Genomic DNA, 15,074 nt, shown 5'->3' on the forward strand with positions numbered 1-15,074 from the left:
CACCGGCCAGGAGGGCCATGCTGTTGTCCTTACGGCGGCACCGCCGGCCGGGCCGCCTGCTGGGCGGGTTCGGCCGGCTGTGCGCCCGGCGCCGCGGCCCCGTCCTCGGGCTCGCCGCCGCGGCGGCACTGCTCCTCGGCCTCGCCGCCACCGGCCTGTCCGACCATCTCTCCAACGGCGGCTACACCGCCGGCGGCACCCAGTCCGCCCGCGCCGACCACCTGCTGTCGCAGCGCTTCGAGACGCGCCCCCCGGACCTGATCCTCATGGTCCGCACCGGGACGGACGTCGACGCCGGCAGGACGGCCGAACGAGGGCGGCGGCTCACCCGCGCGCTGGCCGCCCGGCCCGGCGTGAAGAGCGTCCGCTCGTACTGGAGCCCGCACTCCGCCGACCTCCGCTCCCGCGACCGGCGGTCCGCGCTCATCGCGCTCGTCCTCTCCAGCGACGACGCGCGCGCCACCCGCACCGCCGAACGCCTCGTCCCCCGCGCCGCCGAGCTGGCCCGCCCGTTCACCCTCCAGGCGACCGGGCCCGCCTGGACCAACGTGCGCTTCATCGAGCAGGGGAAGGAGGACCAGCGGCGCGCCGAGATCATCGTCGTCCCGGTCACCATCGTGATCCTGCTGGCGACGTTCGGCTCGGCGTACGCGGCGATGCTGCCCGCCGTCGTCGGCGCCCTCGGCGTCATCGCGACCCTCGCCGTCATGCGCCTCCTGGCGCAGGTCATGTCCGTCTCGGCGCTCGTCCCCAACCTCGCCACCGCGATCGGCTTCGGCCTCGCCATCGACTACAGCCTGTTCCTTGTCACCCGCTACCGCGAGGAGCTCGCCCGCGGGCTGACCGTACCCGCCGCCGTCGAACGCGCCATGGCCACCGCGGGCCGCACCGTCCTGTTCTCCGCGGTCACCGTGATGGTCGCCCTCTCCGGCCTCCTCGCCTTCCCGCTCCCCGCCCTGCGCTCGCTGGCCTGCACCGCGATGACCGTCGTCCTGATGGCCGCCGCCGCGGCCCTCCTCGTCCTGCCCGCGCTGCTCGCCCTCATCGGCACCCGCATCAACGGCTGGGACGTCTTCGCCCGCCTCCGCCGGCAGGCCCCGCCCCGCCGCCCGCCCGTCCTCCTGGGCGGCACCCTCGTCCTGACCGCCCTCCTCCTGGCCCCCGCCCTCTCCCGGGCGGCGCGCCCCCTCCTCGCGCGGGCCAGACGCCACGCCTCCACCGGCCCGGACCGTCCCCGCCCCACCCGCCGCCTCGTCCCAGCCGCCCTCCGCCTCACCGGCTCGCCAGGAGGACGCGTCCCCGTACCCGCTGCGCCGCTGCCGCCCTCCTCAGTCCACCGCCCCGCACCCGCCGGCCTCCGCTTCGCCAGGCGGCGGCGGGCGGCGCCGGGCGACGGACGCCCCGCGCCCGCCACCTCCGGACGGTCCGCCTCCCGTTTCCTGGCCGCGCTCTCCAGGATTCGCTCCAGCGCGTTCCCAGGGACGCGCCGGGCGGCCGCGTCCCAGGCCGTGCACAGCACCGCCGGTCCGCGGCGGCCCGCGCCCGGCGGACGGCCGCAGGCGCCGGTCGCCGCCGGCGGGACGATCCTCGGCGTGCCACTGGCGGGGCTGTCGGTGCGGAACGTGCTGCGTTTCCGGCGGGCGGCCGCGTCCCCGTACGAGGCGGACAGCCCCACCTGGCGGCGCGTCGCCCAGGCGGTGACGCGCCGGCCCGCCCTCCTCGGCGGCGGCTGCGCGCTCCTGCTCCTCCTGCTGGCGCTGCCGTTCGGGCACGTGCGGTTCGGGCTCACCGACGAGCGGACCCTGCCGGCCGACGTGGACGCGCACGCGGTCGCCGTCCGCATCGACCGCGACTTCGCCGAGCCGATGGGACGCGGCCTGACCGTCGTCCTCCCGTCCGCGCCCTGCCGTTCCGATCTCGACCGCTACGCCCGGCGGCTCTCCGCCCAGCCCCACGTCATCTCGGTGCGGACGAGCAGCGGCCACTACGCCCGCGACCGCCGCAAGGGCGACGCGCCCGGCCGCTACGCCGCCAAAGGCGCGGTGATGCTGCGCGTCGCCAGCGACCTCGATCCCCAATCGGCCGAAGGGCACCGCCTCGTCGAACGCGTCCGCGCCGTCCGCGCCCCCGGCCGCCGCCACGTCACCGGCGCCGCGGCGCAGTCCCTCGACACCCTCGCCGTCCTGGAACGCGCGCTTCCCAAGGCCCTGGGCATCATCGGCGGCTGCACGTTCATCCTGCTGTTCCTCTTCACCGGCGGCCTGCTGGTCTCCCTCAAGGCGCTCCTGCTCGGCGCCCTCAGCCTCACGGCCAGCTTCGGCGCCGTCGTCTGGATCTTCCAGGACGGCAACGCCAGGGACCTCTTCGGCGGCTTCACCGTGACCGGCCGCCTGGACGCCATGACCCTTCTCCTGGCCTTCACGATCGCGTTCGGCCTGTCCATCGACTACGAGGTCTTCCTGCTGTCCCGGATCAAGGAGCTGTACGCCGCCACCGGCCGGCACACCGCGTCGATCGTCACCGGCATCGCCCGCACCGGCCGCCTCGTCACCGCCGCCGCGCTGGTCGTGGCCGTCTCGATGGGCGCCATGGTCACCTCCTCCAACACGGTGCTGAAGATGAACGGCCTCGGCCTGGCCCTGGCCGTCCTCGTCGACGCCACCCTGGTCCGCGGCCTCCTGGTCCCCGCCTTCATGCAGCTGACCGGCCCCGCCAACTGGTGGTCCCCCCGCTCCCTGGCCCGCCTCCACCGGCGCAGCCCCCTGGCGGAGTCCCCCCGCCGCCGCCCGCACCTCCGCCGCCACTGACCCGGCCGGCGGCTCATGAGACTCGCGGGGTAGGCGCCGATTGGCTCGGCAGCGTGGTGACCGTTCGGTCCGCGCGTTCTTAGCGTGCGACTGAACCATTCCTTCCTCCAAGGAGGCGCCTGTGGCCGGACAGACGAGAAGGACGATCCTGCGGGGCGGCGCGGTGACCGCCGCGGCGGTCCCCCTGGCGCAGGTGGCCGCGCCTCCCGGGGAGGCGTCCGTTCAGGGACCGGTCAGCGTGCGGCCGGGAGATCCGCGCTATCCCTCGATGGTGCGCCGGGGGTACAACCGCCGGTTCGAGGGGCGGCCGGAGGAGATCCATGTGGTCCGCTCCACCGCGGACGTCGTACGCGCGGTGGACGGGGCGGTGCGCTCCGGCCGCAGGCTCGCCGTGCGCAGCGGAGGCCACTGCTTCGAGGACTTCGTGGACGCCCCGGACGTCCGCGTGGTCATCGACCTCTGCGAGATGGCGGCCGTCCGCTATGACCGGCGCCGCCGGGCCTTCGAGGTGGAGGCGGGCGCCACGCTGGGCGAGATGTACCGGAGGCTGTACGTCGGGTGGGGCGTGACCGTCCCGGCCGGAACCGCCGGCTCGGTGGGCGTCGGCGGGCACGTCAGCGGCGGCGGCTACGGTGCCCTGTGCCGCCTGCATGGCCTGTCGGTCGACCACCTCTACGCGGTGGAGGTGGTCGTCGTCGGGCGGTCGGGCAGGGCCAGGAGCGTGGTGGCCACCAGGGAGCGGACGGATCCCCACCGGGACCTGTGGTGGGCCCATACCGGAGGCGGCGGCGGGAACTTCGGGGTCGTCACCCGCTACTGGTTCCGGTCGCCGGGCGGCGGCACGCTGCCGGCTCCTCCGGCCACGGTTCTGGACTTCACGCTGTCCTGGCCGTGGGAGCGGCTCGACCGGGAGGCGTTCGTCCGGCTGGTGCGCAACTACGGGGAGTGGGGCGAGCGCAACTCGGCGCCCGGGTCGCCGGCGTGCGCGCTGTACGGCGAGTTCCTGCTGAGCACCAGGGCCGCCGGGCACCTCACGCTGAACGGCCAGGTCGCCGCGGCCGGCGGCGCCGCACGGCTGCTGGACGACCTGACCGCCGCGCTCGGCCGCGGCGTCGGCGTGCGCCCGGCGCGCCAGGCGTCCACCCTTCCCTGGCTGACCGCGGCGGTCCACGGCCTCGACGACGCGCCGGGCCCCTCCTACCACGTCAAGATCAAGTCGGGCTACCAGCGGAGGCGCTTCACCGACCGGCAGGCCGCCGTCCTCCACCGGCATCTGACCAGGTCCGACTACGGCCATCCGGGCGGGAGCGTGTTCGTCAACACCTACGGCGGCCAGGTCAACGCCGTGCGCCCCGGCGCGACCGCCACCGCCCACCGTGACTCGATCTTCAAGGTCGGCTTCATCACCGGCTGGGAGGACGCGGCCGAGGAGGCCCGGCACCTGGCGTGGCTCCGCGAGCTCTACCGGGACGTCTACGCCGGCAGCGGCGGCGTCCCGGCCGGCGGCGCGTTCATCAACTACCCCGACGGCGACCTGGCCGACCCGGCGTTGAACGGTTCGGGCGTCCCCTGGCACGCCCTCTACTACAAGGACGGCTACGCCAGGTTGCAGCAGGTCAAGCGCCGCTGGGATCCGCGCGAGGTGTTCCGCCACGCCCTGTCCGTCCGCCCGTCCTGAGGCGAGGGGACGCCGCCGCCGCGGCGCCGTCCCGCCGGGTGCCCGGGTCAGTCGGCCCGGGCCGGGGCCGGCCGCCGGGAACGGACGGCGCCGCCGTCGACGAGGTGGGTGATCATGGCGCGGTAGGCGTCCTCGACGGCCGCCGGTGTCAGTGCGGGCGGTCCCGAGGGTAGGCGGCCCAGGCAGCTCGGGAACGGCTCCACGTCGTCCAGGAGCTGGACGAGCGCCAGGATGCTCCGGAGGTGGCGGCCGGTGGCGCGGCCGGTGGACTCGCGGGCCGCCAGCCGTGCGGCGGCACGGGGCGAGACGAGCCGGTACGGGGTGAAGTCGAGCCCGAGTTCGCGGGCGGTCTCGCGGGTGAGGTCGAGCATGCGCGGCAGGGACAGGGCCGCGTCGCCGCCGGTCAGCCAGTACTCGCCCGTGCCGATGTCCGAGTCGACGAGGGCGGCGAGGGCGGCGGCGACGATGTCGCGGGGGACGATGTCGAGGCGGGTGCGCTCGGAGCCGGGCAGCAGCGCGGGGAGGTCGCCGTTGAGGGCCGCCTGGACCATCCGGAACAGGCCCTGCGGGCGGGGCGACCAGCCGGTCTCGGAGTCGCCGATCACGATGGAGGGGCGGGCGATGACGGCGGGGAGGCCCGAGCGGCGGACGTGGTGTTCGGCCTCCACCTTGGACGCGATGTACGCCTGGGACGTCGCCACGCCCGGCGGCGCGTCCCCCGCGGAACGGGCGGCCTGCCCGGCGCGGGCGACGAACGCGGTGGAGACGTAGACGAGCCGGGCGCCGGCGTCGCGCGCGAACGCCAGGATGTTCTGCGTGCCGCGCACGTTGGTGTCGCCGGTGCGCTCGGCGGGCGCCGCGAAGTCGGTCACCGCCGCGCAGTGGACGACGGTGTCGACCAGCTCGGTCATCCACTGGTACGTGCCCGCGTCGAGGCCGAGGAGCGGGAGGGCGACGTCGCCGCGGACGGACGGGCCGGAGCACTGCCCGCGGTGCGTCATCGAGATCACGCGATGGCTCTGGAGCAGGGGCGGCAGGGCGCTGCCGACCACGCCGGTCGCGCCGGTGAGCAGAACGTTCCGTACGGTCATCTGTTCTCCTTGGGGCGGTGCGCTGTCGGTGACGGGGAGCGCGGGACGCGCGGGCTCGCGCGTGCGGGCATCGCCGCGGAACGGCGCCGCCGGCGGCGGGCCGAGAGGGCCGTGAGCCGGCGGCGGACGCGGGACGGGTAGGCGAGTTCGGGTTCGGTGAGGCCGATCCTGCCGTGCAGGCGGGCCAGCGGGGCGGGCGCCCACCAGTTGGCCGGCCCGGTGAGCCGCATGAACGCGGGGACGAGCAGGCCGCGGACGAGGGTGGCGTCCACCAGCACCGCGAGCGCGATCCCGAACCCGGTCACCTTCAGGATGGTGTTGGCCGAGGCGATGAGGACGCCGATCGAGAGCGCGACGGCCAGCGCGGCGACCGTGACGAGCCGGCCGGTCCGCGCGATCCCGGTGACGATCGCGCCGGTGTGGTCGCCGGTCGCCCGGTGGTGCTCCTTGATCCGGGAGAGCAGGAAGACCTCGTAGTCGACCGAGAGGCCGAAGGCCACGGTGACGGCGACCAGGAGCGACATCGTCTCCAGGTGGCCGGTGACGGTGAAGTCGCCCGCCAGCTCGCGGAGGTGGCCGTGCTGGAACACGGCGACGATGGCGCCGCAGCTCGCGGTCAGGCTGAGCGCGCCGAGCAGCACCGCCTTGACCGACACCAGGATCCCGCCGGTGAACAGGAACAGCAGGACCATCGTCCCGGCCGCGGCGACCGCGGTGGCCGCCGGAAGCGCGTCGCCGATGGCGTCGAGGGTGTCGGCGGCCTGGGCGGTCTGGCCCGCGATGAGGCGTTCCCCCGGCGGGTCGACCGCGCGGACGCGGTCGAGCAGGCGCCGGGCCGGCTCGGACTGGGAGCCGTACCGCCCGGACAGGGTGAGCAGCGTCGCGCCGTGCGCCGCGTACCGGCCCGCCTGCTCGGGCGGCACCGGCGGCGGCGCGGCCTGCCCGCCGCCGGGGTAGGCGCCCGTCACGGTACGGACGACCGTGATCCCGGGAACGGTGGCGAGGCTGCGCGCGTAACGGTCGATCTCGGCGCGCTCGGCCGGGCGGGACGGGTCCTGGCGGGGGAGCACCACCTTGATCTCGCGGTCGACGGGGTGCGCGAACTCGCGGGCGATCTGCCGTGCGGTGGCGTGCGACTCGGCGCCGGCGGGGAGCATCCGCTCGTCGGCGATGCCGAAGCGGGCGTCCAGGAAGGGGACGGCCAGCAGGAGGAGGACGAGCACGCAGGCTCCGCCGAGGACGACCGGCGCGCGGGTGGCGGCGCCGGCGATGCTGCGCCAGGCGCGGCTCTCCGCCTGGTCCTGGGCGCGGGGCGGGGCGGGGCGGCGCTCGGGGCGGGAGGCGGCGCGCCGCGGCCCGCGGCGCGCGGAGGGGCCCACCAGGAACGCGCCGGTTAACAGGACGCCGGCGAGCAGGCCGGCGGTCGCCCGGGCCCCTCCGGGGGCCGCGCGGCCGCCCGCGCCTCCGGAGGTGCGGGAGGCGAGGGACGCGGCCGAGACCGTGGCGAGCAGGCCGAACACCGCCGCTCCCCGCAGGCGGCCCTGCCGGCGAGGTAGCGGCCCGGCGGGCCGCGCCGGCGGCATCCGGAGCGCGGGTCGGCTCAGCCGCGCGAACGGGTCCCAGTGGACGAGATGACCGGCGGCCGCGAGCATCGGCGGCACCATCAGCAGCGTCACGGCGGCCGCCAGCAGCACCACCGCGATCGCCGCCCAGGCCAGCGAGCGCAGCCCTTCGACGGGGAAGACCAGCAGGCTCGACGTGGCCAGCGCCACGGTGAGCGCCGAGAACAGCACCGTCCGCCCGGCGGTGCTCATGCTGCGCTGCACGGCGTACTCGGCGGGCACGCCGCGCGCCAGCTCCTCGCGATGGCGGCTGACGAGGAACAGGCTGTAGTCGATCGCGAGGCCGAAGCCCATCGCGGTCGTGAGGTTCGGCGCGAACACCGACACGTGCATCACGTTCGCCAGGAGCCGCAGGACGGCCATCGTGCACACGATGACGACGCCCCCGATGACGATCGGGCACAGGGCCACGAACGCGGAGCGGAACGCGACCAGCAGGATCACCGCCGCCAGCGGCACGATGAGGAGCTCCGAGCGGTGCAGGTCCTCCCGGCACTGCCGGACGGTCTGCACGTTGGACCAGGTCGGCCCGGTGGCCGACACGGTGAGCGGCCGGAACTCGCGGTCGACCGCGGGGACGAGCCGCTCGGCCGTCCGCGCCGCGTCGTCGTCGTCACCGGCCAGGTCGATGGTGAGCAGCGCGGTCCGGTGGCCGGTGCCGCGCAGGTCGGGGGAGCGGGTCGTCCAGTACGACTGGACGCCCGCGACGCCGGGACGGGCCGCCACCGCGCGGGTGAGCGCGGCGCCGGCCGCCGCCGCCCGCGCCGCGTCGACCGGCTCGGGGGAGGCCGCCCTCAGCACCAGGTCGGGCGGCTTGGCGCTGAAGTGCCGCGACAGCAGCGCGTCGGCGCGCGCGGCCTCGGTGCCCCGGGCGGTGAACCCGCCGTTGGACAGCCGGTCCTGCAGATCGAGCGAGAGGAGCCCGAACAGCAGGGCCAGCGCGCCGGTGGCGCCCAGTACCCGGCGGCGGTGGGCCATTGCCCAGACGGTGAAGGCGGCGAGGCCGCCCTCCGGCCGCAGGCCCCGTCTTCGTCTGCCGAGCACTGGACGCCTCCCGTCGGTACGTACCGGACCTGATCCGCCTGGCGATCAGTCCCGGTCGTACCGGCCGGAGCGGGTGAACAGGGCGTAGCCGTCCCGCCGCTCGACGCAGCGGTAGTCCCGCGCGTCACCGTAGATCAGCAGCAGTTCGCCCGCCGTGTCGCACACCCGCTCGGTGCCGAAGGTGTCGACGTAGTGCCAGCGCTGCCACGGGCCGTGCTCGGCGGCCTGCACGGCCGACAGCGGCGCGAGGGCGCACGCCGCGGTGAACGCCGCCACGGCCGCCGCCCGGCGGCTCTTCCTGCCGAAACTCCTGGACATGCGAGAACTCCCTGGTCATGGGGGACATGAGGAGCGGTCGCGGCATGCAGAACCCCCGTCCGGGACGCGCCCGGGCCGGGACCGCGCTTTACCGCTCCGCTACGCATGGTAGCGAAGAAATTACTCAAGGCAATGGCGGGCAAGGCCCGAGTGACCGCCGCGATGCGGGAGCGGTCTGCCCCGCCGCCGAGATGGCCGCACCGGCCCTGTGAATGGGCAGGTCAGGCGCCTGAAGGGCGCGCGGGCTGGCCGGAAGGTAAGTCCACCGTGCGCTCGGGGGCAGCCTCATCCTCCCGCCCGATTCATTACCCAAAGTATTCGATCAACTACGATACGTATCGGCAGGGCAAAGGGTCCCGGCGTGCCCTCATGCGCACGGGACGCACGTACCGCCGGCTCCCCGATCCGACCACGGCAGGAAGGCAGGAAGCATGACCGAGTCGAAGCCCGGAACACGGGGACGGCGGGCCCTGGGCCGCGCGGCCGTCGCCGCCCTGGCCGCGGTGGCCGTCACGTCGTCCACGCTGTCCCCGTCGTCCCCGTCGGCGTCAGCCGCGCACGCCGCCGGCCCCGACGGGCAGGGCTGGGACCTCGTCACCGGCTTCAACGGTGCGCAGTTCTGCAACGCGGCCGGCGAGGCCATGGGGTGGAGCGGGGAGATCAGCCAGTTCTCCTGCGTACCGAGGACCGGTGGATTCTCCCTGTACGTGAAGCGGCCCCGCCCCTGAACACGCTCATCACTCGAAAGGAACACCTCGTGAAAAACATGTTCGCCCGTACCGCCGTGCTCGCCGCGATGGCCGCCGCCGTCCTGCTGGGAGGCACGCCCGCGCACGCCGCCGCGCCCACCGCCTCCTCGTACACCAGTGGTGAGGACGACGGTGTCGTGGACTGGTGGGAGAAGTTCTGGTTCGGCGACCGCGACGACGACGGAGGCGGCTTCTTCGACAAGTTCTAGGCACGCCGCCGTCCCGGCGGGCCGGCGTTCACGCGCCGGCCCGCCGGGACGAACGCGCCCGAGACCGGCGCCCTCGACGGACCCGACAGCCCCGATGCCTCCGCCGGTCCCGAGCGGCACCGCGACCGTGCCCGCCGGCTGAGAGGCGACGCCGGGGACCACCACCGGCAAGCCCCCGGATGGCCCCGGGCGCGCGCTCGCCGGGATGATGGGGGAGCGGCTGGAAGAGGGGTTGTCATGGGGCGGGGGGAGCTTCGGGTCTACCTGGGGGCCGCTCCCGGGGTCGGGAAGACGTACGCCATGCTCGCCGAGGGGCGGCGGCGCGCGGAGCGCGGGACCGACGTGGTGGTCGCGTTCGCGGAGACCCACGGGAGAGCGCTCACGGAGGCCCTGCTGGAGGGCCTGGAGTGCGTGCCGCGGCGGCGGGCGGAGTACCGGGGCGCGGAGTTCACCGAGATGGACGCCGACGCGGTGCTGGCGCGGGCGCCGGAGGTGGCGCTGGTGGACGAGCTGGCGCACACGAACGTGCCGGGAAGCGCGAACGCCAAGCGCTGGCAGGACGTCGAGCGGCTGCTGGACGCGGGGATCGACGTCGTGTCCACGCTGAACGTCCAGCACCTGGAGTCGCTCAACGACGTCGTCGAGGAGATCACCGGGATCGCGCAGCGGGAGACCGTGCCCGACGAGGTCGTCCGGCGGGCCGCGCAGGTGGAGCTGGTCGACATGGCGCCGGAGGCGCTGCGGCGGCGGATGGCGCACGGGAACGTGTACCCGCCCGAGAGGGTCGACGCGGCGCTGTCGAACTACTTCCGCGTCGGCAACCTCACCGCGCTGCGCGAGCTGGCGCTGCTGTGGCTGGCCGAGCGGGTGGACGAGCAGCTCGTCCGCTACCGCGCCGACCACGGGATCGCGGGCACGTGGGAGGCGCGCGAGCGCGTGGTGGTGGCGCTCACCGGCGGCCCGGAGAGCGAGACGCTGGTCCGGCGCGCGGCGCGGATAGCGGCCCGCGCGGCCGACCGCCGGGGCGCCGACCTGCTGGCCGTGCACGTCGTGCCGCCGGGAGGCCGCAGCGGCGTGCCGCCGGAGCTGCGGGCGGCCGTGGAGGGGCTCGGCGGGACGTACCACGAGGTGGTGGGCGACGACGTGCCGCGGGCGCTGATCGACTTCGCCCGCGCGGTGAACGCGACGCAGCTGGTCCTGGGGGCGTCGCGGCGGCGGCTGCCGGCGCGGCTGCTGCGGCCGGGCGTCGGCGACGGCGCGACGGCGCTGTCCGGTCCGATCGACGTGCACATGGTGACGCACGAGCAGGCGCGGCGGGGCACGCGCGGCGCCCGCCGGCGGCGGCCGGGGGTGTCGCGGGCGCGGCGGGCCGCCGGGTTCGCGCTCGCGGCGGCCGGGCTGCCCGCGATGACCGCGGTGCTGGCGCGGGTGCGGGACGACGTGTCGCTGCCGAGCGACATCCTGGTCTTCCTCGCCGCCGTCGTGGGCGTGGCGCTGCTCGGCGGCATGTGGCCCGCGCTGTTCTCGGCGGTCGCCGCGTTCCTGCTGCTGAACTGGTATTTCACGCCGCCGTACCACCGCTGGACGATCGCCGAGTCCGACAACCTGTTCGCGCTGGCGGTGTTCGTGGCGGTGGCGGTGGCGGTGAGCGCGGTGGTCGACCACTCCGCGCGGCGCTCGCGGCGGGCCGCGGAGCTGGGGGCCGAGGCGGAGGTGCTGTTCACGCTGGCGGGGAACGTGCTGCGCGGCGAGCACGCGCTGGACGTCCTGCTGTCCCGGCTCCGGGAGACGCTCGCGCTGGTGTCTGCCACGCTGCTGGAGCGCGCGGACGGCCGCTGGCAGGTCGTGGCGACGGCCGGCGGGCGCCCCTGCACCGCGCCGGAGGAGGCCGACACGGCGGTCGCGGCGGGGGAGGGGCTGGTGCTGGCGCTGCGCGGCCGCACGCTCCCGGCCGCCGACCGGCGCGTCCTGGAGGCGTTCACCGCGCAGGCCGCCGCGGCGCTGCGGCACCGGCGGCTGGCGGCGGAGGCCGAGCGGGCCGGGCCGCTGGAGGCGGCCGACCGGATGCGCACGGCGCTGCTGAACGCGGTGAGCCATGACCTGCGCACCCCGCTGGCCGGGGCGAAGGCGGCGGTGGAGAGCCTGCGGAACACCGGGATCGACTGGACGCCCGAGGAGCGCGCCGAGCTGGCCGACACGGCGAACGAGTCCCTCGAACGCCTCGACCGGCTGATCGCCAACCTGCTCGACATGAGCCGGCTGGAGGCCGGGGCGCTGGGCCTGTTCCCCCAGCCGCTGGCGCTCGACGAGATCGTCCCGCGCGCGCTGGACGACCTGGGCCCGCGGGCCCGCCGGGACGTCGCGGTGGAGATCCCGCCCGGCCTCCCCGAGATCCAGGCCGATCCGGCGCTGCTGGAGCGCGTCCTGGTCAACCTGGTCGGGAACGCGCTGCGCTACAGCCCGCCGGACCGTCCCGTGCTGGTCTCCGCGGGCGCCGTCAGGGACCGGGTCGAGCTGCGGATCGCCGACCGCGGCCCGGGCATCCCGGCCGCGGACCGGGACCGGGTGTTCCGGCCGTTCCAGCGGCTGGACGACCGCGGCGGGCACGGCGGCGTCGGCCTCGGGCTGGCGCTGGCCCGCGGCCTCACCGAGGCGATGGGCGGCGAGGTCGTCCCCGAGGACACCCCGGGCGGGGGGCTGACGATGATCGTCGTGCTGCCGGTGGCGGAGAATGGACCACCATGACGCGAGTGCTGGTCGTCGACGACGAACCCCAGATCCTGCGGGCGCTGAGGATCAACCTGCGCGCCCGCGACTACGAGGTGGAGACCGCCGCGGACGGCACCGAGGCGCTGCGCAAGGCCGGCTCCCGGAGTCCGGACCTGATCGTCCTGGACCTCGGGCTGCCCGACATCGAGGGCCTGGACGTCATCCACGGCCTGCGCGGCTGGACGTCGACCCCGATCATCGTGCTGTCGGGCCGGGCCGGCAGCCGGGACAAGGTCGAGGCGCTGGAGGCGGGCGCGGACGACTACGTGACCAAGCCGTTCACGATCGAGGAGCTGGTGGCGCGCATCCGGGCGGTGTCCCGCCGGGTGGGGCCGGGCGAGTCGGTCCCGTCGGTGGCGGTCGGCGGGAACACCGTCGACCTGGCGGGCAGGACCGTCACCGCCGCGGACGGGACGGCGCTGCGGCTGACCCCGACCGAGTGGCACCTGCTGGAGATCCTCGTCCGCAACCCGGGCAGGCTCATCAGCCAGCGGCAGCTGCTGGCGGAGGTCTGGGGCCCGCACTACACCAGCGAGACCCACTACCTGCGCCAGTACATGGCCCAGCTGCGGCGCAAGCTGGAGCCGGACCACACCCACCCCCGCCACCTGCTGACCGAGCCCGGCATGGGCTACCGCTTCCAGCCGTGACCGGCCCCGGTCCCGCGGCGCGGGGTCAGGACGGCGGGGCCGGGATGGGACGGGCCGCCAGCGCCTCCGCGGCGGCCACCAGGTTGGAGGCCATCGCCCGGCCCGTCGACGCCGACCAGTCCTTGCCCGAGTCGGAGTCGAGGTAGCTGGATCCGGGGCCGGGGCCCTGGTTCCAGTACGTCCACGCCTGGCCCGGGATGGTGTAGCCGAACTCGTTCAGCGAGTGCTGGATCTGGCCGATGACGTGGTGCGCGCCGTCCTCGTTGCCGGTGACGACCACGCCCGCGACGCGGTTGAAGCAGATGGGGCGGCCGTCGTCGTCGGTCTCCGACAGCATGGCGTCCATCCGCTCGAGGACCCGCTGGGCGATCGAGCACGGGTTGGCGGCCCAGGTGGGGGAGGCGATCACGAGGATCTCCGACTCCACCAGGCGGCGGTGGACGTCCGGCCAGTCGTCCCCTTCGCCCATGTCGGTCTGGACGCCGGGCTTGAAGTCGTGGTCGACGGCGCGGATCTGGTGGACCTCCACCCCGCGCTTCTCCAGCTCCCCGACCACGATCTCGGTCAGGGCGCCGGTGTTGGACGGCTCCGGCGACGGCTTGAGCGTGCAGTTGATGACGACGGCCTTCACGGTTCCCTCATCTCGCTAGGACGGTTCCTCTATCTGTCCTCTATCTGGACGCGTACGGTGTTCAGCTCCGGATCGGCGGCGTCGGGGACGACCATCCCGGCGGCGACGCCGGTGCGGAGGTAGTCCATGACCGGCCCGTTGATGCGCTCGCCGGGCAGGACCGCCGGGATTCCGGGCGGGTACGGCGTCAGCATCTCGGCGGACAGCCGGCCCGCGGCCTCGCCCGCCGGGACGTGCTCGGCCGCGCCGAAGAAGGCGTCGCGGGGGAGGGTGACCTGCTCCAGCCGCAGCTCGCCCGGGCCGGGCACCCGCACGGCGGGGCCGCCGCGCAGGTCGGCGGCGTGCTCGGACACGTACCGCAGTGCGGCGAGGAGCGTGGAGACGGTGTCCTTGTCGTCGGCCTGGGTGATCTGCGCGCTGATCCGGCGGTGGTCGGCCAGGTGCAGGTTGACGCGGTGGGTCTCGCGGAGCCGGTCGGCGGCCCGGTAGCCGGTGCAGCCGAGCGCGGTGAGGTCGATGACGATCTGCAGCGGGTCGAGGTCGTGCGCGCGGCCCGGCCCGAGGAACCCCTCCCGCTCGACGTGCAGCCCGGGGATCCGCTCGATCTCGGCGCGGGCGTGCTCGGCGAGGTCGAGCGCGTTCCGCAGCAGCCCGCGGCCCTCCTCCATCATCTGCCGCCGCCAGGCGTCCAGCCCGGCGTACAGCAGCACCGAGGGGCTGGTCGTGCCGAGCAGGTCCTCGCGGGCCTTGAGCACGACCGGGTCGACCAGGTCGCCCTGCTGGTGGAAGACCGAGCCCTGCTCCAGGCCCATGCCCATCTTGTGCACGCTGGTGACGCACACGTCGGCGCCCGCGTCCATGGCCCAGGACGGCAGGTCCGGATGGAACGGCAGGTGCGCGCCCCACGCCTCGTCCACGATCAGCGGCCGGCCGCGGCGGTGGCACACGGCGGCGATCGCGGCCAGGTCGGCGCAGGTGCCGTACGGGGTGGGGCTGGTCACGAGGGCGCCGCGCGCGTCGGGGTGCTCCTCGAACCGGGCGGCGAACGCCTCGGGGGACGGCGGGTGCGCCAGGTGCCGGTCGGGGTCCCACTGGGGCTCGACCCAGATCGGCGTCACGCCGCTGAGGATGAGCCCGGACACGACGGACTTGTGCGCGTCCCGCCCGACCAGCAGCTTCTCCCGGGGCCCGGCGACCGACAGCATCGCGCTCTTGACCGACAGGGAGCTGCCGCAGGTGGAGAAGAACGTCTGCTCGGCGTGGACGGCGTCGGCCATCAGCTCCTGGGCGCGTTCCAGCACCTCGCGGGTGGAGCGGCGGTCGTCCAGCCCGGAGATCGCCAGCAGGTCCGAACCGTACACCGCGTCGCCCAGGATCTCGCGCGCCCGCGGGTCGGCGCCCCGGCCCTGCTTGTGGCCGGGCGGGGTGAACGGGGTCTGCTCCTCGCGCCGGTACGCCGCGATCGCGTCGAGCACGGGAGCCTGCGAGTGATCCATGCAGGCCCTC

11 protein-coding genes are annotated in these 15,074 nt (G+C 75.3%); 6 read left to right on the plus strand and 5 right to left on the minus strand.

The features are described 5' to 3' along the window. Positions 1-17: 17 nt before the first annotated feature. Both ACA361_RS34865 and ACA361_RS34870 read left to right on the plus strand, forming a co-directional pair. The gene (locus tag ACA361_RS34865) at positions 18-2,807 is read left to right on the plus strand and encodes an MMPL family transporter (RefSeq protein WP_375019241.1); all 2,790 of its coding nucleotides are present in this window, start codon (positions 18-20) and stop codon (positions 2,805-2,807) included. A gap of 121 nt (positions 2,808-2,928) precedes the next feature. Continuing rightward, complete coding sequence (locus ACA361_RS34870) at positions 2,929-4,485, plus strand: FAD-binding oxidoreductase (protein WP_375019243.1); 1,557 nt, start codon at positions 2,929-2,931, stop codon at positions 4,483-4,485. Between the two features lie 47 nt (positions 4,486-4,532). Here the strand turns inward: ACA361_RS34870 and ACA361_RS34875 are convergent, their stop codons facing one another. From ACA361_RS34875 to ACA361_RS34885, 3 genes are all read right to left on the minus strand, one after another. After that, entirely contained in the window at positions 4,533-5,576 is a 1,044-nt protein-coding gene (locus ACA361_RS34875) for an SDR family oxidoreductase (protein ID WP_375019245.1), read from the minus strand. Then, positions 5,573-8,176 carry an MMPL family transporter gene (locus ACA361_RS34880; protein ID WP_375019247.1) on the minus strand — a complete coding sequence of 868 codons (2,604 nt, stop codon included), beginning with the start codon at positions 8,174-8,176 and terminating at the stop codon, positions 5,573-5,575. The genes ACA361_RS34875 and ACA361_RS34880 overlap by 4 nt, the downstream gene beginning before the upstream one ends. Positions 8,177-8,287: 111 nt before the next feature. Further along, positions 8,288-8,560, minus strand: coding sequence for a hypothetical protein (locus ACA361_RS34885; RefSeq protein WP_375019249.1), 273 nt, complete (start codon positions 8,558-8,560; stop codon positions 8,288-8,290). A gap of 431 nt (positions 8,561-8,991) precedes the next feature. On the opposite strand from ACA361_RS34885, the gene ACA361_RS34890 reads away from it, so the two are divergent. The 4 genes from ACA361_RS34890 (at position 8,992) to ACA361_RS34905 (ending at position 12,937) form a co-directional block, all read left to right on the plus strand. Then, a complete protein-coding gene (locus ACA361_RS34890; protein WP_375019250.1) occupies positions 8,992-9,288 on the plus strand; it encodes a hypothetical protein in 297 nt (98 codons plus the stop codon). A gap of 29 nt (positions 9,289-9,317) precedes the next feature. After that, the gene (locus ACA361_RS34895; RefSeq protein WP_375019252.1) at positions 9,318-9,518 is read left to right on the plus strand and encodes a hypothetical protein; all 201 of its coding nucleotides are present in this window, start codon (positions 9,318-9,320) and stop codon (positions 9,516-9,518) included. A gap of 237 nt (positions 9,519-9,755) precedes the next feature. After that, positions 9,756-12,263: a DUF4118 domain-containing protein gene (locus ACA361_RS34900; protein WP_375019254.1), complete on the plus strand. Its 2,508-nt coding sequence runs from the start codon at positions 9,756-9,758 to the stop codon at positions 12,261-12,263. After that, positions 12,260-12,937 (plus strand): response regulator, encoded by a 678-nt coding sequence (locus tag ACA361_RS34905; RefSeq protein WP_375019256.1) that lies wholly within the window; start codon positions 12,260-12,262, stop codon positions 12,935-12,937. Before ACA361_RS34900 ends, ACA361_RS34905 begins: the two co-directional genes overlap by 4 nt. A gap of 25 nt (positions 12,938-12,962) precedes the next feature. On the opposite strand, the gene ACA361_RS34910 is transcribed toward ACA361_RS34905, so the two are convergent. Beyond that, on the minus strand, positions 12,963-13,568 hold the full coding sequence (locus ACA361_RS34910) for a flavodoxin family protein (protein WP_375019258.1): 606 nt from the start codon (positions 13,566-13,568) through the stop codon (positions 12,963-12,965). Between the two features lie 29 nt (positions 13,569-13,597). Beyond that, entirely contained in the window at positions 13,598-15,064 is a 1,467-nt protein-coding gene (locus tag ACA361_RS34915) for an aminotransferase class I/II-fold pyridoxal phosphate-dependent enzyme (RefSeq protein ID WP_375019260.1), read from the minus strand. Positions 15,065-15,074: the final 10 nt, after the last annotated feature.

The organism is Actinomadura sp. 21ATH (assembly GCF_041951345.1).
Lineage (GTDB): Bacteria > Actinomycetota > Actinomycetes > Streptosporangiales > Streptosporangiaceae > Spirillospora.